Below are 21,401 nucleotides of genomic sequence, written 5' to 3'. Positions count from 1 at the left end.
AAAACTCGGAACTTGACCAAGGCCTGACCAGCCCAACATCGTCAAAGCCGGGTCAGTTCTTGATGGAAATCCTGGGTCAGCTCTCAGTGGAAATCAACAGCACGCCCCACCAGTAGTATTGCGCATGCGGGCAGCAGACGCCCTTGGAGGGCCCCGTCGTGCCGGACGTGTAGAGGATGGTGGCGGTGTCGCCGGGACGGGAGGGATGCGGCTCGATCCCGTCCCGCGAACGCGTCAGGCCCTCCACCGAAAGGCCCGGCAGGTCGACCGATGCCGGGTCGCCGATGACCCAGGCGGCGCGCAGCGGCAGGTCGCCCAGCGGCAGGGCGGCGATCCGGGCGCAGAGCGCGGCCTCCACCACCACGAGGCGCGCGCCGCAATCGCGCAGGATGTGCTCGAGCTGGTCGCCGCGGGAGGCGACGTTGATCGGCACGGCGACGGCCCCGGCCCAGGCGCAACCGAGGACGATCTCGATGAATTCGCTCCGGTTGCCCGCCATCAGCGCGACACGGTCACCCGGCCTGACGCCCGCCCGGCTCAAGGCGGCCGCGGAGCGGGCGGCCAGATCGCACGCATCCTCGAAGCCGATGGCGCCCTCTTGAAAGCGCACGAGCGTGCGCGACCCGTGCCGAGTCGCCTGCCGCCGCAGAAGCGCGGGAAGCGTCCGCTCGCCAAAGGCGACCGACCAGGCCGGCGGAGCCGCCGCCAGCGCGTCCGATCGGGTTCGATGAGCCATTCTCGACATCCGGTTTCTCCCCGTCCATAGGGTAAAGTTATGCCTGTTCTGGCGGCACAGGTGCTGCTTCCATTGGCAGGCGGACCGTCCTGCTCCGCCGAAGCGCCAGTTGATCCATGCTGCGAAGCAATAAACCCGGCCTCGCCTAAGGCTCTGCATTGACCGAGACGTTAAAACCGCCAAAACAGAGGCGCAAACAACTCCGGCAGCTCTTGCCATATCTTCTGGTTATGTCCGATGGCGTTTGAAATCCGGCAGCTGCGGCACTTCGTGACGGTCGTCCGGCTTGCCAGCATCAGTGCGGCGGCGCGCGAGCTGAACCTGACCCAGCCCGCGCTCAGCAAGAGCATCCGCCTGATGGAGCAGTCGATGGGGGTGCCGCTTCTGGAGCGCGGAGCGAGCGGCGTCCGGCCCACCGAGTTCGGCACCCGTCTCAAGACCTATGCCGACCTCGTGCTCACCCTGTCGAACGAGGCCGTGGAGGAGATCGACGCGTTGCGCGGCGTGCGTCGTGGCGCGTTGCGGATCGGGTGCGTCGCCTCGACCTTGCGCCGCCTCATGCCCGAGGCCATCGCCGGCTTCCTCGACCGCCATCCCGATCTCCAGATCACGGTCGGCGAGGGGCTGAACGACACGCTTCTCGATCTTCTCCATGCCGGACGGCTGGATCTCGTCGTCACCTCGCGGCCTGCCGACGTCACCAACCCGGATCTCGAATATCTGCCGCTGATGGAGGAGCCGTTGCGCATCGTCGCCTCGCCGCGCCATCCGCTGGCAGACATGGAGGCCGTGACGCTGCCCGACCTCGTGCCTTACCCGTGGGTGGTGCCGCCGCGCCCGGATCCGGACCGGTTGCGGCTCGAAGCCATGTTCTCGTCCGCCGGCCTGCCCCGACCGCGCGTGTCCATCGAGACGACGTCCGTCGTCTTCCTCTCCGGCATGCTGCGCCGATCGGACAGTCTCAGCTATTCCACGGCGGGCTCGGTCGAGGATCAGGTGGGTTTGACGGATGCGCCCGTCGCGTTGCGCCTTCTGTCGCCGACCTGGATGCGCACCACCTGCGCTGCCTACCGGCGAACGGGCTCGCTGCGCCCCAAGGTGGTCGCCTTCGTCCGGCATCTGGCAGGCGTCTGTGCGACCGTCCAGCAGGACGAGGCTGGGGTCGGGACCCGTTGAGTTGAGGCCTGCCGTCTGGACCCAAAGCGGCGTGAACACCCCGCTTCATCCCGTCGCCGATGCGAACGGACGATCTCTGCGCGTCTTCCTGACCGCCGGGCCGGTCGGCGACCGTACCGGGGCGGCGGTCTTCCCGGACGGTCACCCGAAGGCCCAATGGCTGCTCGGTCATCGCGGCCGCGACGCCGAAGGGGTGCGGGACACTTTGCCGGCTAAGACGATCGAGCCTTGCATTCGTGGACGAAAGTCCCGGACCGCACCGGTGCGGCAGGGCAGAGGCCAGGACGGACGAGGCAAGCGCATCGCGATCCCGTTCGGCCGCCTCGAGGATCGGCGGCCGGTCGCCACAGGCCAGGATCGATGCCCAACCGTCTTCTTCTCCGCCATCGACGGATAGACCGCCGCGGATCATGCCGACGGCTTCGTCGTCGCAACCCCTGCATGTGCGGCGCGCGCCGGCTGCCCGCAGGACATGGTGTCGCGGCAGGCGCAGAGGGGCGAACGAATCCGCGCGGCTCCGGTTCTGCGACCCGAGCGCCCGGACTGGCCGGGCCGATCGGAGAATGACATGGCCGCACGCTTCACCAAGCTGAACAATGCGATGAAGTCCGGGCTCGAGACGATGGCGGTGAAGGCGGCCGTCGAGCAGATCGAGTATTGGGAGGAGCAGCTGGCCGAGGTCGAGGTCTCCGGCGCCAAAGGCATCCTGTCCGATCTCGGATCCCTGAAGACCAAGCTGCAGGCGGAGGAGGTCGACGGCGCGGCCGTCAAGAAGCTCCTCGGCTCGCTCGGCGAGAAGACCGCGAAGATCGCGGGGCGCGTCGACGACGAGGCCGTGTCGCAGCACCTGACGCAGGTCGCCCAAGGGCTCGAGAAGGCCGGCTGACCTCTCGGCGAGGCGGCGGGCGCAAGGGCCCGCCGCCTCTCCCTCCAGGGCCGGTGCGAAACCGGCGGGCGGGCCCGGACGATGATCCGTCCGCCGCCGGAAGGCCGGAAGGCCTACTGGCCGCGCTTGGCGAGCCAGGCCTTCATCTGCCCGATCTCCTCCTCCTGCGCGGCGATGACCTTTTCGGCGAGCGCGCGCGCTTCTGGGTCCTTGCCGTACTGGAGCTCGATCCTGGCCATGTCGATGGCGCCCTGGTGATGCGGGATCATGCCCTTGATGAAGTCGACATCGGCATCGCCCGTCGGCTCGCCCATGTCGGCATGCATCTTCGCCATGACCTCGGCATAGGCCTTGGCCGCGGGATTCTGTGCGCCGACGGCGGCGGGCGCTTCGCCCTGCATGGCGCCATGGCCCATGGCGGAATGGTCCATCGGCTTTTCGGCCTGCGCGAGGGCAGGGGTGGCGAGGGCGGTCAGGGCTGCGAGGACGATCAGGCGGCGCATCAGTCTCACTCCGTTCGAAGGCCCTTGCGGGCGGGATGAGCCGGAGATGGGGCTTCCAGTCGCGGGAGGGTCAAGGCGCGGGCGATCGGGAAAGCGCGGGAGCGACGCTCCGCAGGCGGCGACGCGGATCCGTGCGGCGCGGTTCCGCGGTGGAAAACGCGCCGGCGGCGCCTGCCGCCCGGCACGCACGCCTCGTGGGCCGTGCCGACGGTCGCGATCCCGCCGGGAGGCGGGGCGCCGCACCGTCGCCGGTCGAGCGGCTTTCGCCGCAAGGTGGCGGCCCCTTGCCCGAAGACGGGCCTCCAGGATGTCTAGACCCCGGCTTCGAGCGCCTGGCGGTCGGTCTTCTTCATGCGCTCGCTCTCCGACTTCAGCTGGCCGCAGGCGGCGAAGATGTCGCGGCCGCGCGGGGTGCGGATGGGCGAGGCGTAGCCGGCCTCGTTGACGAGGTCGGCGAAGCGCTCGATCTGGTCCCAGTCCGAGCACTCGTAGGGGCTGCCGGGCCAGGGATTGAAGGGGATGAGATTGATCTTGGCGGGAATGCCGCGCAGGAGCTTCACCAGCGCGCGGGCGTCGGCGAGACTGTCGTTGACGCCCTTCAGCATCACGTATTCGAAGGTGATGCGGCGGGCATTGGAGAGGCCGGGATAGGCGCGGCAGGCGGCGAGAAGCTCGTCGAGCGGATATTTCTTGTTGATCGGCACCAGCACGTCGCGCAGCTCGTCGGTGACGGCGTGCAGCGAGATGGCGAGCATCACGTTCATCTCCGCGCCCGTCTTCGGGATCATCGGCACGACGCCCGAGGTGGAGAGCGTGATGCGGCGCTTGGAGAGCGAGACGCCCTCGCCGTCGGAGGCCACGGCCAGCGCCTGCTTGACGTTGTCGAAATTGTAGAGCGGCTCGCCCATGCCCATCATGACGACATTGGTCACGAGGCGCCCTTCCGAGGGCACGATGGCGCCGGCGGGCGTCGCGGCGTCCGGGAAGTCGCCGAGCCGGTCGCGCGCGACGAGGACCTGGCCGAGGATCTCGTCCGGCGTCAGGTTCCGCACGAGGCGCTGCGTGCCCGTGTGGCAGAAGGTGCAGGTGAGCGTGCAGCCGACCTGGCTGGAGACGCAGAGCGTGCCGCGCCCCTCTTCGGGAATGTAGACGGTCTCGATCTCGACCGGGCGCCCGGCGCCCTTGGCGTCGAAGCGGAAGAGCCACTTGCGGGTGCCGTCGACCGAGATCTGCTCGTCCACCATCTCGGGCCGGGCGATGGAATAGGCGTCGGCGAGGCGCGTGCGCAGGTCCTTGGCGACATTGGCCATGCGGTCGAAGTCGGAGACGCCGCGCACATAGAGCCAGTGCCAGAGCTGGCCGACGCGCATGCGCAGCTGCTTCTCGGGCACGCCGATCTCGCGGAGCGCCTCCGCCAGCCCCTCGCGGTCGAGGCCGATCAGCGAGGGCCGGCCCGGGCCGGCGGCGCCGAGCGGCGAAAGGGCCCCCGCGGCGGGGCGGGGACGGGACGCGGGATCGGCGAGGTCGAGCGTGACGGACATGAACGATGCACCCCTGGCCGGCGCGAGTTCGCCGGTCCCTTGACGGTCGTGGACTGTGGATTGTCCCCTCAAATGCCGTCTTCGGGCGCCGAACGCAAGGTCGCGGCCCCGAATCGGGGTCGCGCGCGGGTGCGGGGGCGTCGGGATGCGCCGGGGCGTGCCGGCCTATTTGCAGCTCTTGATGGAGTTCAGCGCCGCCGTGACGCCGGCCAGCGAATAGGCGTAGTTCGTGCCCGTGCCGCGCTGCGAGACGGCGCCGACGCTCATCGCCTTGCCGTTGCGAAGGGCCGCGACGAGCTGGGGCTCCTCGGCGGCGTTCTCCATCCAGGCCGACTCGCCCTTCACGAACATCGAATATTTCTTGCCGTCGACGTCCACCGTGACCTTGGAGCCTTCCTTCATCTTGTAGCCCATCACGACCTGCGGCTCGTAGGAGACGTTCTGGCCGGGCTTCTGCGAGATGAGGAAGAAGATGTCGCCGTGGTCGACGGAGGCTGGCTCCATCTTCTTGGGCGTGGAGAGGATGTAGCAGACCTTGCCGCCCGCCGAATCGTAGGAGTAGCTGCCCCAGTCGTTGAACTGGTTGAGGCGCGTCGGCGTCTGGGCGGCGACGGCCGCGCTCGAAACGAGCAGGATTGCCGCCGTTGCTGCCAGGACGTTCTTGGTGGACATGGTTCCCCGCTTCTCGGTCTTGCGCTTCGTTCGGCGGCCCCCGTCTCGTCGGCGCCGCCTTACTCAAGTCAGGGCTCGATCCTAGGGCGAATTTTCTTGATCCCCGGTAAACGAACCTTCAACGCGGCGGGGAGTCCTTGTCGCGATCGGCCCCGACCGGGCCGCTGACGGCCCCGATCGACGCCCGCGTCCGCCGCGCAGTGGGACCGAAAAAGGGAAAAAAGCCGGCGAGAATGAGACGGAAGGCGGCCGAGCGCCGAAGGAGGGCCTCACGCGCGATCACGATCTCGAATGGCTCGGCGCGGCGCATCGCCTCCGGGCGCCCGTCAGTCCTCCAGCGACTTCAGCGTCTCGCGGGCCTTCAGATAGTGCTCGGCGGTGATGTTCTGGCTGACGGCGCGATAGGCGGCGAGGAGGATCGCCGCGTCGTCGGCGAAGCCGAGGCCCACGATGAAGTCCGGCACGATGTCGAAGGGCAGCACGAAATAGGCGAGCGCGGCCAGGAGCACGCCGCGGCTCGCCGGCGGCGTCTTCGGGTCGAAGGCGCAGTGATAGGAGGCGACGGCGTCCTCGATGAAGGGGATGTGGCGCACCGCCCGCCTCAGCGTGTTGAGGAAGCGCGAGCGCACCGTCTCGGCCTGGCGCTCCTGCTCCGCCTGCGTGCCGGGCGCCAGGATCTCGTCCATCCGCTCGTCCAGGATGTCACCCGTCTTCGTCGTATCGACCGTCATCGCCGCATCGCTCCCGCCAGAGGCCCGTTCGCGCCTGCCTCCGAGATGGAGGCTGCGGGCCGCCACCTCAAGGGTTTGCGCCCGCGAGTGCCCAACGCGCGCGGGGCGGCCCCGTTGCATGCCGCGGGGCCGCCGGCGGTCCCCGTCAGCGCGGCGCCGCCATGGCCGAGCCGAGGACCGCCCCCGCCGGCGCATGGCCGCGGAAGGGCTCGGCTTCGAGCGGATAGGCTTCCTCCATCAGGTAGGGGCCGCCGCCGACCGAGTCGCGGGCCGAGAAGAGGGCGAAGCGCGAGACCTTGAAGGGCGGGGAGCGGAAGTCGCCGCGGCCGGCGAGATAGCGGGCGACCTCCTCGGCCTTCGGCTGGCGCAGCCGCGCGAGCGTCACATGCGGGGTGAAGCGGCGCGGGTCGGGCGCGACGCCGAGGCGCCGGCAGATCCGGTCGATCTCGCCCTGCAGTTCGGCGAGGGCCGGGCCCGCCTCGACGCCGGCATAGATCGAATGGGGCTTGCGCGAGCCGAAGGCGCCGACGCCCTTCAGCGAGATCTCGAAGGGCGCCCGCTCCACCCGGTCCAGCGCGGCGACGATCTCGTCGGCGAAGCGCGGCTCCACGTCTCCGATGAAGCGCAGGGTGATGTGGTAGTTCTCGGGCTCGATCCAGCGGGCCGAAGGCAGGCCCCCCCGCAAGAAGGACAGAGACAGGGCCGCGTCGCGGCCGATCTCGAGGGCGGTGAACAGTCGCGGCATCGGATGGCCTCCGTTGCGTCGTTGCCTTCGCGGGGAAGACTTTCATCTCGACAGCCATGTTTCAAGGACAGGGCTGCCCTGCATGCGACCTTTCGACATTGTGTGCTTTGCATCGCACAATTATTTTGGAGCCGCGGTGGGAGGCCGCGCCGGGAAGTCGAACGCAAGAAGGGCATCGCGAGATGACCATGCCAGCCGCCTCCGTGACCTTTTCCAGCCCCGCCGCCGCGAGCGAGAGCATCGTGCAGCCCTGCGCGGTCTGCGCCGGACAGACGCTGCGCCGGCTGCGGCCCGAGGACGTCTCGGTGCTGACCGCCCATTTCAAGCGTCTCGACCCGACGACGCGCCGCCTTCGCTTCGGCAATGCCGTCAACGACGCGTTCCTCGCCCGCTACGCCGCGCTCGCGCTCGGCGAGGACGCGGTGGTGAAGGGCGTGTTCGTCGACGGCGTGCTGCGGGGCGTGGGCGAGCTGCGCTTCCTCGATCCGCGCCGCATGCAGGGCGAGGCGGCCTTCTCGCTCGAGGCCGACTTCCAGGGGCGGGGCCACGGCAGCCGTCTCTTCGAGGGCGTGCTCCTGGCGGCGCGCAATCGCGGCGTGCACAAGCTCTTCCTCACCTGCCTGCGCGAGAACACGCGCATGCAGAAGATCGCCGCCCGCCACGGGGCCGACCTCTCCTTCGTGGCCGGCGACGTCAATGCCGAGCTGCGGCGCCCCTATGCCGACGCGGCCTCGCTCGCCGCCGAGATGGCGCAGGAGAGCGAGGCCTTCGTCTTCGCCATGCTCGACTGGCGCCGGAGCCGCGCCAACGCCTTCCTCGCCTCGCTGCGGCGCCTGGCCGGCGGCATCAGCCCGTTCCCCGCGCGGCACTGACGGCCGACAGCTCCTTCTCCACCGCGGGCAGGATGCGCTCCAGGATCACCGAGACGCCCTTCTCGTTGGGATGCATGCCGTCCGCCTGGTTCAGCGCCGGGTCGGCGACGACCCCGTCGAGGAAGAACGGGTAGAGCGCGACGCCGTATTTCCGTGCGAGCCGCGGATAGATCGGGTCGAAGGCGTCGATATACTCCTGGCCCAGATTGCGCGGCGCCTTCATGCCCGCCAGGAGCACGCGCTGGCCGCGCGCGGTGAGTTTGGCGAGGATGGCGTCGAGATTCTTCTCGGCCAGCTGCGGCGAGACGCCGCGCAGCGCGTCGTTGGCCCCGAGTTCCACGATCACGAGATCGGCGCTTTCGGGCACCGACCATTCGAGCCGGGCGAGCGCGCCGCTCGTCGTGTCGCCGGACACGCCGGCATTGGCGACGACGAGCCCCTCGCGGCCGGCCTTGCGCAGCTCCGCCTGCAGGCGCTCGGCGAAGGACTGGCCGGGGCCGAGCCCGTAGCCGGCGCTGAGGCTGTCGCCGAAGGCGACGACCTGCAGCGGCGCCTGGACGGCGGTGGCCGCGGCGGCGGGAGAAGAATCCTGGGCTCGCGCGGGGCCGGCGGCAAAGGCGGCGAAGCCGAGCAATAACGAAGCCGTCAGCACGGCGTGGACCGGTTTGAAGCGCTGCATCGCACCCCCATATAGGCTCGAGCCCCGGCGGGGCGTTCGAGGCTGATATAGGAAGGCCCTGTCGATGGCGGAACCTGCGATCGCCCTGCGCGATGTCCACCTGACGCTCGGGACGGGACGCAGCGCGGTGCATGTCCTCAAGGGCATGGATCTCGACGTGGCGCGCGGCGAATCCGTCGGCATCGTCGGCCCGTCCGGTTCGGGCAAGTCGACGCTCCTGATGGTTCTGGCGGGCCTGGAGCGCGCCGACAAGGGCCGGATCGAGATCGCCGGCACCTCGCTCGCCGGCCTGTCCGAGGACGGGCTCGCGGCCTTTCGCGGGCGCAATATCGGCATCGTCTTCCAGTCCTTCCACCTCATCCCCAACATGACGGCGCTCGAGAATGTCGCCGTGCCGCTGGAACTGGCCGGAACGCCCGACGCCTTCGGGCGGGCGGCGACCGAGCTTCGCAATGTCGGGCTCGGCGAGCGCGGCTCGCACTATCCCGGCCAGCTCTCGGGCGGCGAGCAGCAGCGCGTGGCGATCGCGCGGGCGCTCGCGCCCGAGCCCGCCATCCTCATCGCCGACGAGCCGACCGGCAATCTCGACCAGGCGACCGGGCGTCAGATCGCGGACCTCCTCTTCGCCGAGCAGGCGCGCCGGCGCATGACGCTGGTGCTCGTCACCCACGACCCGGCGCTCGCCGCGCGCTGCGGGCGCGAGATCGCCGTGCGCTCCGGCCGCATCCTGGCCGGCCAGGAGGCCGGGCCGGAACCGGCGCTCCATGCGTCGCCGAACGCCGCCGCCCGCGAGGCGAGCGTCCTTTGAGCGTCTCGGCCTCCTCCGCCGATCTGGAAGCCGCCCCGGCCGCCCGCCCCGCCGGCGGGGCGGGGCGGCTCGGCTCCCTCAAGCTCGCCGCGCGCTTCGCCGCGCGCGAGATGCGCGGCGGCCTGTCGGGCTTCTACATCTTCCTGTCCTGCATCCTTCTGGGCGTCGCGGCCATCGCGGCGGTGAACTCGGTCGCCTCGATGATGGCCGACGGCATCTCGCGCGAGGGCCGCTCGATCCTCGGCGGCGACCTGCGCTTCGCGCTCGTGCAGCGCGAGACGACGCCCGACGAGAAGGCCTTCCTCACGGGGCTCGGGCCCAACACGCAGGCCGTCTCCATGCGCTCCATGGTTCGGCTCGCCGACGGCTCCAACCAGGCGCTCGCCGAGGTGAAGGCGGTGGACGGCGCCTACCCGCTCTACGGCACGGTGGAGACCGAGCCGGCGCGCCCCCTCCAGGACCTCTTCGCGCAGCGCGACGGGCGCTACGGCGCGATCGCGGCGGCCGAACTCCTCGGTCGCCTCGGCATCGCGCCGGGTGCCGTCGTGCGGCTCGGTTCGGCCGAGATCGCCATCACCGGCGTTCTCACGCGCGAGCCGGACCTTCTCTCCGACGGGTTCAGCTTCGCCCCGCGCCTCATGCTCTCGGCCGAGGGGCTGGCCGCCACCGGCCTCGTGCAGCCGGGCAGCCTCGTCGAATACGACACGAAGGTGCGCCTGCCCGACGGCGCCGATGCCGAGGCGGCGAAGGCGGAGGCGGTGGCGAGGTTCCCCGCCTCGGGCTTCGGCATCCGCACGGCCGCCGAGGCCGCGCCCTCGCTCCAGCGCAATATCGAGCGCTTCTCGCAGTTCCTCACCCTTGTCGGCCTCACCGCTCTCATCGTCGGCGGCGTCGGCGTCGCCAACGCGGTCAACGCCTATCTCGACGCCAAGCGGCCGGTGATCGCGACCTTCAAGAGTCTCGGCGCCGGCGGCGGCTTCGTCGTGACGGTCTATCTCGTCCAGATCCTGACGCTGGCTGCCATCGGCATCGCGGCGGGCCTCGTTCTCGGGGCGCTGGCCCCCTTCGTCACGGCGCGCTTCCTGGAAAGCGTCATCCCCGTCGCCGCGCAGGCCTCCATCTATCCCGGCGCGCTGGCGCTGGCGGCCCTTTTCGGCCTCCTCACCGCGCTCGCCTTCGCGCTCCTGCCGCTCGGGCGCACGCGCGACGTGGCGGCGACCGCGCTCTTCCGCGAGGCGGGCACCGGAGCGCGCGGACGCGTGCGCTGGGCCTATCTCCTGGCCGCCGGCGGGCTCGCGGCCACCGTCGCGGCGCTCGCCGTCGCCACGGCCGACGACAAGCGCGTCGCCATCACCTTCCTCGCCGGCACGGCCGCCTCCTTCCTCATCCTGCGTCTCGTCGCCCTCCTCATCGAGAAGCTCGCCGCCCGCGCCCCGCGCGTCGCCTCCACGCCGCTGCGCCTCGCGCTCGGCAATATCCACTGGCCCGGCGCGCTCACGCCCTCCGTCACCCTCTCGCTCGGGCTCGGCCTCACCCTTCTCGTGACGCTCGCCATCATCGACACGAGCCTTCGCCGCGAGATCTCCACGGGGATCGCGGCCAAGGCGCCGGACTTCTTCTTCGTCGACATCCAGAACGGCGAGATGGACGGGTTCCGCGCCGAGATCGACGCCATCGCCCCCGGCTCGACGCTGGAGGCCGCGCCCATGCTGCGCGGGCGCATCACCAGGCTGCGCGGCGAGGACGTCGCGACGATGAAGATCCCGGCCGAGGGCGGCTGGGTGCTGCGCGGCGACCGCGGCGTGACCTATGCGCCGAGCCTGCCGGAAAACTCCACGGTGACCGAAGGCGAGTGGTGGCCGGCCGACTACGACGGCGAGCCGCTCGTCTCCTTCGCCGCCGAGGAGGGGCGCGAGCTCGGGCTTAAGATCGGCGACACGCTGACCGTCAACGTGCTCGGCCGCGACATCACCGCCCGCATCGCCAATTTCCGCGCCATCGAATGGGAGACGATGGCGATCAACTTCGTCATGGTCTTCTCGCCCAACGCCTTCGCCGGGGCGCCGCATGCCTGGCTCGCGACGCTGGCTTTGCCGCAATCGGCGCCCGAGGCGGAGGAGGCGACGATCCTCAACCGCATCACCAACGCCTATCCGGCGGTGACGAGCGTGCGGGTGAAGGACGCTCTGACGGCGGTGAACGGGCTCGTGGCGCAGCTCGCGCTCGCCATCCGCGCGGCGGCGGCCGTCGCCCTCGTCGCCTCCGTCCTGGTCCTGTCGGGCGCGCTGGCGGCGGGCAACCGGGGCCGCGTCCACGACGCGGTGGTGCTGAAGACGCTGGGCGCGACGCGCCGCACGCTGATCTCGGCCTATGTCGCGGAATATGCGATGCTGGGGCTGGCGACCGCCGTCTTCGCCATCGCGGCGGGGGCGACGGCGGCCTGGTTCGTCATCGCCCGCATCATGCAGCTGCCCTTCGCCTTCGACCTGCGCGTGGCGGTGACGACGCTCATCGTCTCGCTCGTCCTGACGATCGGCTTCGGCCTTGCGGGCACGTGGCGCGTGCTCGGCCAGAAGGCGGCGCCGGTGCTGCGCAACCTTTGATCCCGGCCCGCCCGAGAACCGACCCTTCGGGTCGTTTCAGGCGGGTGCCGGACGGCGCTCGATCGCCGCGCGGGATGCCGCCGCGCGACAACGGCCGAGAACGGTCCTTCCAAACGCGCGGCGGTCCCAGTCCGCCGGGCGCCCGGCGCGGCTAACGCAGATTTAATCGCGTTCGCCGCGAATCCCGAGGCACCACGGATGGCACGCCTTGTGGACTGGCGGGGCGCGCCGCATATTATCTCCCAAGATCGCTGGGCGTCCCGCCAGCTGGGATCTCTTCGCGCGAGGCCGCCGCAGGGCGGCGCCGCCGCGGGCACCGGACGGGACACGCAGAAAAGGGAGCTTCCTCATGGCTGACTACCGGACACCGGGCATCCGCACCGTGCCCGCCGCCGGCACGAGAGCCGACATCGACGTCGGCCTGCGCGCCTACATGCTCAAGGTCTACAACCTGATGGCGGCGGGTCTCGTCATCACCGGCCTTGCCGCCTACGGCCTCTTCGCCGCCGCCACCACGAGCGATCCCTCGCTCGCGGTCGGGCAGCTGAACGGCACCTACATCACGCAGCTGGGCGCTGCGATCTACACCTCGCCGCTGCGCTGGGTGCTGATGCTGGCCCCGCTCGCCGCCGTGTTCTTCCTGTCCTTCCGCGTCCACAAGATGAGCGTCGGCGCGGCGCAGGCCACCTTCTGGGGCTATGCCGCCCTTGTCGGCCTGTCGCTCTCGACGATCTTCCTCGTCTTCACGCAGGAATCGATCACCCAGGTCTTCTTCATCACGGCGGCCTCCTTCGGCGCGCTGTCGCTCTTCGGCTACACGACCAAGCGCGACATTTCCGGCTGGGGATCGTTCCTGTTCATGGGCGTGATCGGCATCCTGATCGCGATGGTGGTGAACATCTTCCTCGCCTCGCCGGCGCTCACCTTCGCCATCTCCGTGATCGGCGTCCTCGTCTTCGCCGGCCTCACCGCCTACGACACGCAGCGCATCAAGGAGATGTATTTCGAGGGCGACGGCCAGCTCGTCGCCGGCCGCAAGGCCATCATGGGCGCGCTGACGCTCTATCTCGACTTCATCAACATGTTCATGTTCATCCTGCAGCTCTTCGGGAACCGCAACTCGTAAGCGGGCGGTCACGACCGGAACGGGTTCGACGGGGCGGCCGGAAGGCCGCCCCGTTCGCGTTCGGGGGGGCGACCGGCGGAACCGGGTCCCATTTGTCGTGCGATGCTCTAAGTTCGGAGCGCGGCGCGAATCCATCGCGCCGGTCCCGGCGATCGCGGCCCTGCGGCCGCGCGCCGACGCCCGAGACGGATCATCATGAGCGCCATCGTCCTGCGCCCGGCCACGCCCGACGACCTCCCCGCCATCACCCGCATCTATGCCGACGCCGTCCTCAACGGCACCGCCACCTTCGAGACCGTGCCGCCGGACGAGGCGGAGATGGGCGCGCGCATGGCCGCGATCACGGCCAAGGGCTACCCTTACATCGTCGCCGAGGACCATCACGGCGCGATCCTCGGCTATGCCTATGCCAATGCCTTCCGCACGCGCCCGGCCTATCGCTGGAGCGTGGAGGATTCGGTCTATATCGCCCCGGCCGCCAAGGGGCAGGGGGTCGGCCGGCGGCTTCTCCAGCGGCTTCTGGAACTCTGCCAGGAGGCGGGCTTCCGCCAGATGATCGCCGTCATCGGCGGCTCCGACCACGCGCCCTCGATCAGGCTGCACGAGCGCTGCGGCTTCCGCACGATCGGCGTCTTCGAAGCCTCCGGCTTCAAGTTCGGGCGCTGGATCGACACGGTTCTGATGCAGATGCCGCTGGGCGCCGGCGGCGCCAGCCTGCCCGACGAGGACGCCTATCCCGGCACGATGAACTGAGGACCCCGTCGGTGCCGGTCGGGGCGCGGCGCGGCGCGCTCCGAACCCGGCGCCCCCGGTCAGGCCGGCGCGCGTTCGGGCCGCGTCTCGTGCGGCTCCCGCGGGCGCTGCGAGAGCATGGCCACGAAGAGGTCGCTGAGCGCCACCATGCCCGCCAGGCGCCCGTCCGTCTCCACGACCGGCAGGTGGTGGAGGCCCGTTCCCATCATCAGCGGCACGAGGTCGCCGATGGGCATGTGGGGCGCGGCGGTGCGCACGGGGCTCGTCATGATGTCGTCGACGCAGGCGCGCGGGGCGCGGCCGCGGGCGAGCGACAGGCGAAGGCGGGTGGAGAAGCCGAGGCGCGGGGCGCCGCGGCTCCACTGCGCCTTGTCGAGAAGATCGGTCTGCGTGACGATGCCGAGGACGCGCGCGCGCTCGTCGGTGACCGGCAGGGCCTTGATATGGTGCCGGCGCAGGAGCGTCAGCGCCTCCTTCAGCGAGGCCTCCGGGTCGATCGCCACGACGTCGCGCACCATGATGTCGGCGCAGGTGAGCGGGCCGGAGCGCCGGCCGAGCGCGTTGAGTTCGGCGCGCCGCAGGATGGTCTCGAGATCGCCGCGGTCGATCTCGAGGAGCCGGTCGAAATCGCGCATCGCCGCGTCGAGATCGTCCGCGGTGAAGCCGAGGCGCGGCGCCGTCTCCGCAGTCCGCCCGCCCGAGGGGGCCGCCGGCGCGCGATGCGGCGGATAGGGTCGGCCGGCGAGGTTGTTGAAGAGGAGCGCGGTCGCCAGGAGAAGGATCGAGTTCGCCGCGATGGGCCAGAGCACGAAGCCGTAGCCGAGCCCCGTGATCGCCGGCCCGCCGAGGACGGCGGTGAGCGCCACGGCGCCGCTCGGCGGGTGCAGGCAGCGCAGGGCCGTCATCAGCGCGATGGCGATCGAGACGGCGAGCGCCGCGGCCAGCGCCGGGTCGCCGACCAGGCGCGCGGCCGTCACCCCGACGAGGCTCGCCACGAGATTGCCGCCGAGGATTGACCAGGGCTGCGCCAGCGGGCTCGCGGGCACGGCGAAGAGAAGCACCGCCGAGGCGCCCATCGGCGCGACGAGGACGGGCAGCGCGGAGACCTCGCCGAGCGCCATGCGGCTCAGGAGATAGGTGCCGAGGATGCCGAGGAAGGCGCCGAGCGCGGAGCGGAGCCGCTCGCGCCCGCTGATCGGCATGAGCTGCGGCACGAAGCGGGCGAAGGGCATCGGCGTCCTCTGCGGCCGGGGCGGGAGCGCCCTGATACGCGAGCCGTGCGCGCCGTGGCAATCCGCGCGGTTCGAGGGAGTTTGGCGGCGGAGGCGAAAAGGCGCGCCATGCCGTCCGGCTCGGCGGGAAGCGCCACGTGGCTCGTCGCGGTTGGGCACGAGCGCGGGCCGTCTGCCAGGAGCTGTCGGCGGCGCCGCGGGAGCGCTCGGACCGTCAGCTGCGCGCGTCGTCCTTCAGGAGCCGGTCGAAGACCTTCAGCACCTGGGACAGGTCGGGCCCGCGTTTCATGATGAGGCCGCCGGCGGCCACGACGCTGTAGGCGCCCTGCTTGCGGGCGAGCCGCGGGTCCTTCTCGATACGGTAGAGCGGCATCTCGGACGTGCGGCGGAAGACGGAGAAGACGGCACGCTCCTTCAGCGTGTCGATCGCATAGTCGCGCCATTCGCCGGCCGCCACCATGCGCCCATAGACCCTGAGGATCTCCGACAGTTCGCGCCGGTCGAAGGACACGAAGGGAAGCGTTCGCCGAGGATCGGGAAAGGAAAGGAGATTGCCGTCCGCCTCGCCGACACCCGCGAAATCGCCGAACCCCATGCAGCTCTCTCCTTGCCTCGTGGCCGCGCCACCGCCTTCATCAGGATGTCACGAAACGCCCCGCCGGCAAGAGGGTTTCGCGGGCAAGCTGGAACGGGGCTTGGAGCGGGGCGGCGCAAGGCGGGGCGAGCGCGCGTCGGAACGGGGCGGATGCGGCTACTGCCGGTCCCATTCGAGATAGGTCGCGGCGAGGATCGGTCCGGGCGTGCCCTTCTCGGTCACGACCTGCAGGATCGCCGCCGTGCCGACCCGGCCCTTGCCGGGGAACTCGACCATGGAGACGGGGATGTCGACCTCCAGCGGCTCGCCCGACCATTGGCCGAGGATGCGCCAGTCGTGCACGGCATGGACGTTGACCGTGGTGCGGTCGCGGTTCTCGCCGCGATTGATCGCGACCTCGCGCCGGTCGTCGAAGGTGACGAGCATGAGGACGGGCGCGGGCCCGCCGGCCGAGCCCGGTGCGTCCGCCTCGATATGCAGCTTGTCGCCGACGAGGGTGAGATCGATCCGGGCGCGGCCGGGATCGAGAGGGGCGGCGGCGATCGCCCGGCGCAGCTCGCTCTCGTGCGAGCCCACGACCTCCCGCCGGCCGTTGACGACGGCCTGCGGCGTGTAGATGGCGGCATTGTCGAAGGTGCGGGAATAGCCGCGCTGGCGGTCGGTGTTCTCGCGCGAGCCGTAGGTGTCGCGCCAGCCGATATAGTCCCAGTAGTCGACGTGATAGGCGAGGGCGAGAATGCCGGGCTCGTCCGCGAGCTTGGCGAAGAGGCGGTCGGCGGGCGGGCAGGAGACGCAGCCCTGGCTGGTGAAGAGCTCGACGACGCTGGTTACGGGCCTCGCCTTCGGCGGCTCGGCGCGGGCCTGCGGGGCGATCGTCGAAAGGCTCGCCGCGAGGAGGAGCATGCGCAGGGCGGCCGTGCCGGCGGCCGCCGTCCCGCTGCGTGTCGGCCCGGCGCGCCTCACCGGTCCGCCCGGCGAAACGCTCGGCGGCGGGAGGTCTTCGAGGCAGGCGCGGGAGCGAGGGTCATCGCGGGAAGGTAGGCATGCGGGGGGACACCGGCCAGTCAATTGGCGGTGACCCTTCGGTCGGGCCACGGGCGTGGAACGGAGTCCCGCGGCCGGACGGGCGTCCGGCCGCGGGGTTGGGCCTTGGTCAGGCGGCGAGCTGGCGCAGCACGTAGTGCAGGATGCCGCCGTTGCGGAAATATTCCAGCTCGTCCAGCGTATCGATGCGGCACAGGAGCTTGACCGTGGCGGTCGAGCCGTCGGCCTTCTCGATCCGGGCCTCCATGATCTGGCGGGGCTTCACCTCCGTCAGACCCTCGATCGTGACCTTCTCGTCGCCCTTCAGGCCGAGCGTCTGCCAGCTCGTGCCGTCCTCGGCGAAGACGAAGGGCACGACGCCCATGCCCACGAGATTGGAGCGGTGGATGCGCTCGAAGCTCTCCGCGATCACGGCGCGCACGCCGAGCAGCACGGTGCCCTTGGCCGCCCAGTCGCGCGAGGAGCCGGTGCCGTATTCCTTGCCGGCGAAGACGACGAGCGGCACGCCCTCGTCCTTGTACTTCATCGCCGCGTCGTAGATCGGCAGCTGCTCGCCGGACGGGTAGTGCTTGGTGACGCCGCCCTCGATGCCGGGCACCATCTGGTTCTTGATGCGGATGTTGGCGAAGGTGCCGCGCATCATGACCTCGTGATTGCCGCGACGCGCGCCGTAGGAGTTGAAGTCCACGGGGCGCACCTGATGGCTGACGAGATAGTCGCCCGCCGGGCCGTTGGCCTTGATCGAACCCGCCGGCGAGATGTGGTCGGTGGTGATCGAATCGAGAAAGAGCGACAGGATGCGCGCGCCGTGGATGTCGGTGACGGCTTCCGGCGTCATCGTCATGCCCTCGAAATAGGGCGGGTTCTGCACGTAGGTCGAGCGGTCGTCCCAGTCGTAGGTGAGGCCGCCGGAGACGGCGATCTTCTGCCAGTGCGGGTCGCCCTTGAAGACGTCGGAGTAGCGGCTCTCGAAGAGGTCGCGCGTCACCGTGCGGCGCACGATCTCCGAGACTTCCTGCGTCGTCGGCCAGATGTCCTTCAGGAAGACGTCGCGGCCGTTCTTGTCCTGGCCGAGCGGGTCCTTGGTGATGTCGACGAACATCGAGCCGGCGATGGCATAGGCGACGACGAGCGGCGGGGAGGCGAGGTAGTTCGCCCGCACGTCCGGATTGACGCGGCCCTCGAAGTTGCGGTTGCCCGAGAGCACCGAGCAGGCCACGAGGTCGTTCTTGTTGATCGCCTCGGAGATGGCCTCGGGCAGCGGGCCCGAATTGCCGATGCAGGTCGTGCAGCCGTAGCCGACGAGGTTGAAGCCCATCGCGTCGAGATCGGTCTGGAGGCCGGCCTTCTCGAGATATTCGGTCACGACCTGGCTGCCGGGGGCGAGCGAGGTCTTCACCCAGGGCTTCACGGTGAGGCCGAGCGCGTGCGCCTTGCGGGCGACGAGGCCGGCGGCCACCAGCACGTTCGGGTTGGACGTGTTGGTGCAGGAGGTGATGGCGGCGATGACGACGTCACCGTCGGAGATGCCGTGGCTCGCGCCCTCCACGTCGTGGCGCTGGGGGCCGGGCGAGGTCTCGGGCGTCTGGCCGGCCTGGGCCGCGCCTTCCTCCATGAAGCGGCCGTCGCCCTCGGAGGTGGCGACGGTGTTCTTCTTGCGCCCGCCCTGGAGCTCGGGCAGGGCCTTGGCGAAGGCGGCGGCCGCGTCGGTCAGCGCGACGCGGTCCTGCGGGCGCTTGGGGCCGGCGAGCGAGGGGACGACGGTGGAGAGGTCGAGGCTCAGCGTGTCGGTGAAGACCGGGTCGGCGGCGCCGTCCTCGCGCCACATGCCCTGCGCCTTGGAATAGGCCTCGACGAGCGCGATGCGGTCCTTGGCGCGGCCGGTGGCCTCCAGATAGCCGATCGTGTCCTTGTCGACGGGGAAGAAGCCGCAGGTCGCGCCGTATTCGGGGGCCATGTTGGCGATGGTCGCCTGGTCCTCGAGGGTGAGGTTCGACAGGCCGGGGCCGAAGAACTCGACGAACTTGCCGACGACCTTCTTCTTGCGCAGCATCTCGGTGACGGTGAGGACGAGGTCGGTGGCCGTCGTTCCCTCGGGCAGCTTGCCCTCGAGGCGGAAGCCGATGACCTCCGGGATCAGCATGGAGACGGGCTGGCCGAGCATGGCCGCCTCGGCCTCGATGCCGCCGACGCCCCAGCCGAGCACGGAGAGGCCGTTGACCATCGTCGTGTGGCTGTCGGTGCCCACCAGCGTGTCCGGATAGGCGATCGTCTCGCCGTCCTCGTCCTTCGTCCAGACGGTCTGGGCGAGATATTCGAGATTCACCTGATGGCAGATGCCGGTGCCGGGGGGCACGACGCGGAAGTTCTGGAAGGCTTCCGAGCCCCAGCGCAGGAACGTGTAGCGCTCGCCGTTGCGGTCGTATTCGACGTCGACGTTCTTCTTGAACGAATCGGCCTGACCGAAGAAGTCGACCATGACCGAGTGGTCGATGACGAGGTCGACGGGAACGAGCGGGTTCACCTTCTTGGGGTCGGCGCCGAGGCTGGCGGTCGCGTCGCGCATGGCGGCGAGGTCGACGACCGCCGGCACGCCCGTGAAGTCCTGCATGAGGACGCGGGCCGGGCGGTAGGCGATCTCGTGGCCGGCCGAACCCTTGTCGTCGAGCCACTTCACCACGGCGCGGATGTCGTCCGCCTTCACGGTGCGGCCGTCTTCGTTGCGCAGGAGGTTCTCGAGGATCACCTTCATCGAGAAGGGCAGGCGCGAGGCGCCCTCGAGGCCGTTCTTCTCGGCCTCCTTCAGATCGTAATAGACATAGGACTTGCCGGCCGCTTCAAGCGTGCGGCGGCAGTTGAAGCTGTCGAGTGCGTGAGACACTGGAGATCGTTCCTTCCCGAACCAAGCTGAAGTCCGAAGGGCGAACGACTTGAGCGCAGCGGAAATGCGCTCGAAGATGCGGGTACGACCATTTCCGCTTGTCCGCCCCTGGATCCGCGAGGTGCCCTGCTGGATCCATGAGATCGGCTCTGAAACACGTCCACGCCGGCCGCTGGCATGGCTGGCGCCCTTATAGGGAAGTTTGTAACGCCTATAAAGGGCGTGGCCGGGTGCGAAGCGGAAATTCTCGCAGTGCGGGAGCCGAGCGCGTTGGAAAGCGGACGGGATCGTTGACGAAGTCGAAATCGATGGGGGAGGCGGGGCGGGGCGGCGCCTCGGATGCCGGCGGCCGCTTCCCTCCCCACCTTCGCGTCCTGGCCGAGGGTCTTGCGGCCGGGCGCGGCGCGGTGCGCATCGTGGCGCCGCAATCCTTCGTGCTCCTGCCCGGCGAGGCGCTGGTCGTGACCGGCGAGAACGGGGCGGGCAAGTCGACCTTCCTGCGCACGCTGGCCGGCCTCCTGCCGCCGCTGCAAGGGCGCTGCCGCGTGGAGGGCGCGCTCGCGCCCGACGGCGAGCCGGCGGTCCGCCTCGCGGACGCGGCCCATTATGTCGGCCACCGCAACGCGATGAAGCCCGGCGACAGCGTGCGGTCCAATCTCCTGTTCTGGCAGAGGATGCTCGGCGCGCGCGGAGAGGGCGCGCCGACGCCCGAATCCGCGCTGGAGGCGCTCGGCCTGCCCGGACTTGCGCCTCTCGCGCACGGGTCGCTCTCGGCCGGCCAACAGCGCCGCGCCGCGCTCGCCCGCCTTCTCGTCGCCCCGCGCCCGGTCTGGATCCTCGACGAGCCGACGGCGGCGCTGGACGCGGGCTCGCAGGCGCGCTTCGCGGGCCTCCTCGCCGACCATCTGGACCGTGGCGGCATCGTCGTCGCCGCGACGCACCAGCCGCTCGGGCTCGAGACCGCGCGCGACCTGCATCTGGCGGGCGGCGCCGGCGGCGACGAGCCCCGGGGACGCGGGACGGGGGAGGACGGGCCGCATGAGAGCGACGCGGCGCTCGTCGCCGCCGAGGGCTGGCTGTGATCGCGCTTTTCCGGCGCGACCTGCGTCTGGCGCTCGCCGGCGGCGGCGGGGCGGCGACGGGCGTCATCTTCTTCCTCGCGGTCGTGGCCACCGTGCCCTTCGCCATCGGCCCGGACCTCAACCTCCTCTCGCGCATCGGCCCGGCGATCCTGTGGATCGGCGCGCTGCTCTCCGCGCTCCTGACGCTCGACCGGCTCTTCCAGGCCGATCGGGACGACGGCACGCTCGACCTTCTCGTGGCCGGGCCTCTGCCGCTGCCGCTGGTGGTGCTGGCCAAATGCCTCGCGCATTGGGCCGCGGCCGGCCTGCCGCTGGTGCTGGCCGCCCCGCTGCTCGGCCTCGTTCTGGCGCTCTCGCCGCAGGCGATCGGCGCGGTGACGCTGACGCTCCTGGCGGGCACGCCGGCGATCACGCTGATCGGGGCGATGGGCGCGGCCGTCGCCGTGGCGCTGCCGCGCGGCGGGCTCCTCGTCTCGGTTCTCGTCCTGCCCCTGGCGATCCCGATCCTGATCTTCGGCGTGCTCGCCACCTACGGCGCGGTGAACGATCCCGACCCGTTCCTGGCGCCCTTCCTCGTCCTGTGCGCGCTCACCCTCTTCTTCGGCGTGCTGGGGCCGCTCGCGGCCGGCGCGGCGCTGAAGGCTGGCGCGGACTGAGACCGGCCCGCCCGTGAAGCGACGATTCGGGTCCCGTCATGCGGTGCCGGACGACGCTCCATGGCCGCGCGGGGGACTGC

At 70.5% G+C, this 21,401-nt stretch carries 21 protein-coding genes; 10 read left to right on the top strand and 11 right to left on the bottom strand.

All coding sequences use genetic code 11. The features are described 5' to 3' along the window. Positions 1–76: 76 nt before the first annotated feature. Positions 77–736 (bottom strand): AMP-binding protein, encoded by a 660-nt coding sequence (locus ASG48_RS17750; protein ID WP_244486945.1) that lies wholly within the window; start codon positions 734–736, stop codon positions 77–79. 237 nt (positions 737–973) lie between these two features. Between ASG48_RS17750 and ASG48_RS17745 the strand changes: the two genes are divergently transcribed. The 3 genes from ASG48_RS17745 to ASG48_RS17740 all read left to right on the top strand — a co-directional run bounded on the left by ASG48_RS17745 (position 974) and on the right by ASG48_RS17740 (position 2,798). Further along, on the top strand, positions 974–1,912 hold the full coding sequence (locus ASG48_RS17745) for a LysR family transcriptional regulator (RefSeq protein ID WP_055853106.1): 939 nt from the start codon (positions 974–976) through the stop codon (positions 1,910–1,912). A gap of 31 nt (positions 1,913–1,943) precedes the next feature. Beyond that, entirely contained in the window at positions 1,944–2,309 is a 366-nt protein-coding gene (locus ASG48_RS18425) for a hypothetical protein (RefSeq protein ID WP_156381671.1), read from the top strand. A gap of 171 nt (positions 2,310–2,480) precedes the next feature. Beyond that, complete coding sequence (locus tag ASG48_RS17740) at positions 2,481–2,798, top strand: hypothetical protein (protein WP_055853105.1); 318 nt, start codon at positions 2,481–2,483, stop codon at positions 2,796–2,798. A gap of 113 nt (positions 2,799–2,911) precedes the next feature. On the opposite strand, the gene ASG48_RS17735 is transcribed toward ASG48_RS17740, so the two are convergent. From ASG48_RS17735 to thpR, 5 genes are all read right to left on the bottom strand, one after another. Further along, a complete protein-coding gene (locus ASG48_RS17735) occupies positions 2,912–3,301 on the bottom strand; it encodes a DUF305 domain-containing protein (protein ID WP_055853102.1) in 390 nt (129 codons plus the stop codon). Positions 3,302–3,612: 311 nt separating this feature from the next. Next, positions 3,613–4,842 carry a 23S rRNA (adenine(2503)-C(2))-methyltransferase RlmN gene (gene rlmN / locus ASG48_RS17730; protein ID WP_055853100.1) on the bottom strand — a complete coding sequence of 410 codons (1,230 nt, stop codon included), beginning with the start codon at positions 4,840–4,842 and terminating at the stop codon, positions 3,613–3,615. Positions 4,843–5,007: 165 nt separating this feature from the next. Then, positions 5,008–5,514 carry an invasion associated locus B family protein gene (locus tag ASG48_RS17725; RefSeq protein ID WP_055853098.1) on the bottom strand — a complete coding sequence of 169 codons (507 nt, stop codon included), beginning with the start codon at positions 5,512–5,514 and terminating at the stop codon, positions 5,008–5,010. 326 nt (positions 5,515–5,840) lie between these two features. Continuing rightward, the gene (locus ASG48_RS17715) at positions 5,841–6,215 is read right to left on the bottom strand and encodes a YkvA family protein (RefSeq protein WP_055853147.1); all 375 of its coding nucleotides are present in this window, start codon (positions 6,213–6,215) and stop codon (positions 5,841–5,843) included. Positions 6,216–6,390: 175 nt separating this feature from the next. Beyond that, positions 6,391–6,990, bottom strand: a complete 600-nt coding sequence (gene thpR, locus ASG48_RS17710) for an RNA 2',3'-cyclic phosphodiesterase (protein WP_055853091.1) — start codon at positions 6,988–6,990, stop codon at positions 6,391–6,393. A 182-nt stretch (positions 6,991–7,172) separates the two neighbouring features. Between thpR and ASG48_RS17705 the strand changes: the two genes are divergently transcribed. Next, positions 7,173–7,862 (top strand): GNAT family N-acetyltransferase, encoded by a 690-nt coding sequence (locus tag ASG48_RS17705; protein ID WP_055853088.1) that lies wholly within the window; start codon positions 7,173–7,175, stop codon positions 7,860–7,862. On the opposite strand, the gene ASG48_RS17700 is transcribed toward ASG48_RS17705, so the two are convergent. Next, positions 7,837–8,541 (bottom strand): arylesterase, encoded by a 705-nt coding sequence (locus ASG48_RS17700; protein WP_055853086.1) that lies wholly within the window; start codon positions 8,539–8,541, stop codon positions 7,837–7,839. The two genes, ASG48_RS17705 and ASG48_RS17700, sit on opposite strands and share 26 nt — an antisense overlap. Positions 8,542–8,605: 64 nt before the next feature. Here ASG48_RS17700 and ASG48_RS17695 point away from each other — a divergent pair, with 64 nt between their 5' ends. From ASG48_RS17695 to ASG48_RS17680, 4 genes are all read left to right on the top strand, one after another. Next, positions 8,606–9,349, top strand: a complete 744-nt coding sequence (locus ASG48_RS17695) for an ABC transporter ATP-binding protein (protein WP_055853083.1) — start codon at positions 8,606–8,608, stop codon at positions 9,347–9,349. Between the two features lie 110 nt (positions 9,350–9,459). Beyond that, positions 9,460–11,952 (top strand): ABC transporter permease, encoded by a 2,493-nt coding sequence (locus ASG48_RS17690; RefSeq protein WP_055853143.1) that lies wholly within the window; start codon positions 9,460–9,462, stop codon positions 11,950–11,952. Positions 11,953–12,301: 349 nt separating this feature from the next. Next, positions 12,302–13,078 carry a Bax inhibitor-1/YccA family protein gene (locus ASG48_RS17685; protein WP_055853081.1) on the top strand — a complete coding sequence of 259 codons (777 nt, stop codon included), beginning with the start codon at positions 12,302–12,304 and terminating at the stop codon, positions 13,076–13,078. Positions 13,079–13,273: 195 nt separating this feature from the next. Beyond that, the gene (locus ASG48_RS17680; protein ID WP_055853077.1) at positions 13,274–13,831 is read left to right on the top strand and encodes a GNAT family N-acetyltransferase; all 558 of its coding nucleotides are present in this window, start codon (positions 13,274–13,276) and stop codon (positions 13,829–13,831) included. Positions 13,832–13,890: 59 nt separating this feature from the next. On the opposite strand, the gene ASG48_RS17675 is transcribed toward ASG48_RS17680, so the two are convergent. The 4 genes from ASG48_RS17675 to acnA form a co-directional block, all read right to left on the bottom strand. Next, the gene (locus ASG48_RS17675; protein WP_055853074.1) at positions 13,891–15,063 is read right to left on the bottom strand and encodes an HPP family protein; all 1,173 of its coding nucleotides are present in this window, start codon (positions 15,061–15,063) and stop codon (positions 13,891–13,893) included. Positions 15,064–15,277: 214 nt separating this feature from the next. Beyond that, a complete protein-coding gene (locus ASG48_RS17670) occupies positions 15,278–15,658 on the bottom strand; it encodes a DUF2794 domain-containing protein (RefSeq protein ID WP_055853070.1) in 381 nt (126 codons plus the stop codon). Between the two features lie 156 nt (positions 15,659–15,814). After that, on the bottom strand, positions 15,815–16,621 hold the full coding sequence (locus ASG48_RS17665) for a DUF1223 domain-containing protein (protein ID WP_055853066.1): 807 nt from the start codon (positions 16,619–16,621) through the stop codon (positions 15,815–15,817). Positions 16,622–16,811: 190 nt separating this feature from the next. Then, positions 16,812–19,583 carry an aconitate hydratase AcnA gene (gene acnA / locus ASG48_RS17660; RefSeq protein ID WP_055853064.1) on the bottom strand — a complete coding sequence of 924 codons (2,772 nt, stop codon included), beginning with the start codon at positions 19,581–19,583 and terminating at the stop codon, positions 16,812–16,814. Positions 19,584–19,891: 308 nt separating this feature from the next. Between acnA and ccmA the strand changes: the two genes are divergently transcribed. Together ccmA and ccmB are read left to right on the top strand one after the other, a co-directional pair. Then, on the top strand, positions 19,892–20,665 hold the full coding sequence (gene ccmA, locus ASG48_RS17655) for a heme ABC exporter ATP-binding protein CcmA (RefSeq protein ID WP_082529583.1): 774 nt from the start codon (positions 19,892–19,894) through the stop codon (positions 20,663–20,665). Beyond that, a complete protein-coding gene (ccmB, locus tag ASG48_RS17650; RefSeq protein ID WP_055853059.1) occupies positions 20,662–21,321 on the top strand; it encodes a heme exporter protein CcmB in 660 nt (219 codons plus the stop codon). Before ccmA ends, ccmB begins: the two co-directional genes overlap by 4 nt. Positions 21,322–21,401: the final 80 nt, after the last annotated feature.

This window comes from Aurantimonas sp. Leaf443 (genome assembly GCF_001425575.1).
In the GTDB taxonomy this organism is placed as follows: domain Bacteria; phylum Pseudomonadota; class Alphaproteobacteria; order Rhizobiales; family Rhizobiaceae; genus Leaf443.
This window is presented reverse-complemented; position numbering and strand designations above follow the sequence as displayed.

Bases quoted from the DNA above. Each gene is read 5' to 3' on its own strand.
- ASG48_RS17750 (WP_244486945.1), bottom strand. From the start codon at position 736: ATGGCTCATCGAACCCGATCGGACGCGCTGGCGGCGGCTCCGCCGGCC.
- ASG48_RS17745 (WP_055853106.1), top strand. From the start codon at position 974: ATGGCGTTTGAAATCCGGCAGCTGCGGCACTTCGTGACGGTCGTCCGG.
- ASG48_RS17740 (WP_055853105.1), top strand. From the start codon at position 2,481: ATGGCCGCACGCTTCACCAAGCTGAACAATGCGATGAAGTCCGGGCTC.
- ASG48_RS17735 (WP_055853102.1), bottom strand. From the start codon at position 3,301: ATGCGCCGCCTGATCGTCCTCGCAGCCCTGACCGCCCTCGCCACCCCT.
- rlmN (WP_055853100.1), bottom strand. From the start codon at position 4,842: ATGTCCGTCACGCTCGACCTCGCCGATCCCGCGTCCCGTCCCCGCCCC.
- ASG48_RS17725 (WP_055853098.1), bottom strand. From the start codon at position 5,514: ATGTCCACCAAGAACGTCCTGGCAGCAACGGCGGCAATCCTGCTCGTT.
- thpR (WP_055853091.1), bottom strand. From the start codon at position 6,990: ATGCCGCGACTGTTCACCGCCCTCGAGATCGGCCGCGACGCGGCCCTG.
- ASG48_RS17705 (WP_055853088.1), top strand. From the start codon at position 7,173: ATGACCATGCCAGCCGCCTCCGTGACCTTTTCCAGCCCCGCCGCCGCG.
- ASG48_RS17700 (WP_055853086.1), bottom strand. From the start codon at position 8,541: ATGCAGCGCTTCAAACCGGTCCACGCCGTGCTGACGGCTTCGTTATTG.
- ASG48_RS17695 (WP_055853083.1), top strand. From the start codon at position 8,606: ATGGCGGAACCTGCGATCGCCCTGCGCGATGTCCACCTGACGCTCGGG.
- ASG48_RS17690 (WP_055853143.1), top strand. From the start codon at position 9,460: ATGCGCGGCGGCCTGTCGGGCTTCTACATCTTCCTGTCCTGCATCCTT.
- ASG48_RS17685 (WP_055853081.1), top strand. From the start codon at position 12,302: ATGGCTGACTACCGGACACCGGGCATCCGCACCGTGCCCGCCGCCGGC.
- ASG48_RS17680 (WP_055853077.1), top strand. From the start codon at position 13,274: ATGAGCGCCATCGTCCTGCGCCCGGCCACGCCCGACGACCTCCCCGCC.
- ASG48_RS17675 (WP_055853074.1), bottom strand. From the start codon at position 15,063: ATGCCCTTCGCCCGCTTCGTGCCGCAGCTCATGCCGATCAGCGGGCGC.
- ASG48_RS17670 (WP_055853070.1), bottom strand. From the start codon at position 15,658: ATGGGGTTCGGCGATTTCGCGGGTGTCGGCGAGGCGGACGGCAATCTC.
- ccmA (WP_082529583.1), top strand. From the start codon at position 19,892: ATGGGGGAGGCGGGGCGGGGCGGCGCCTCGGATGCCGGCGGCCGCTTC.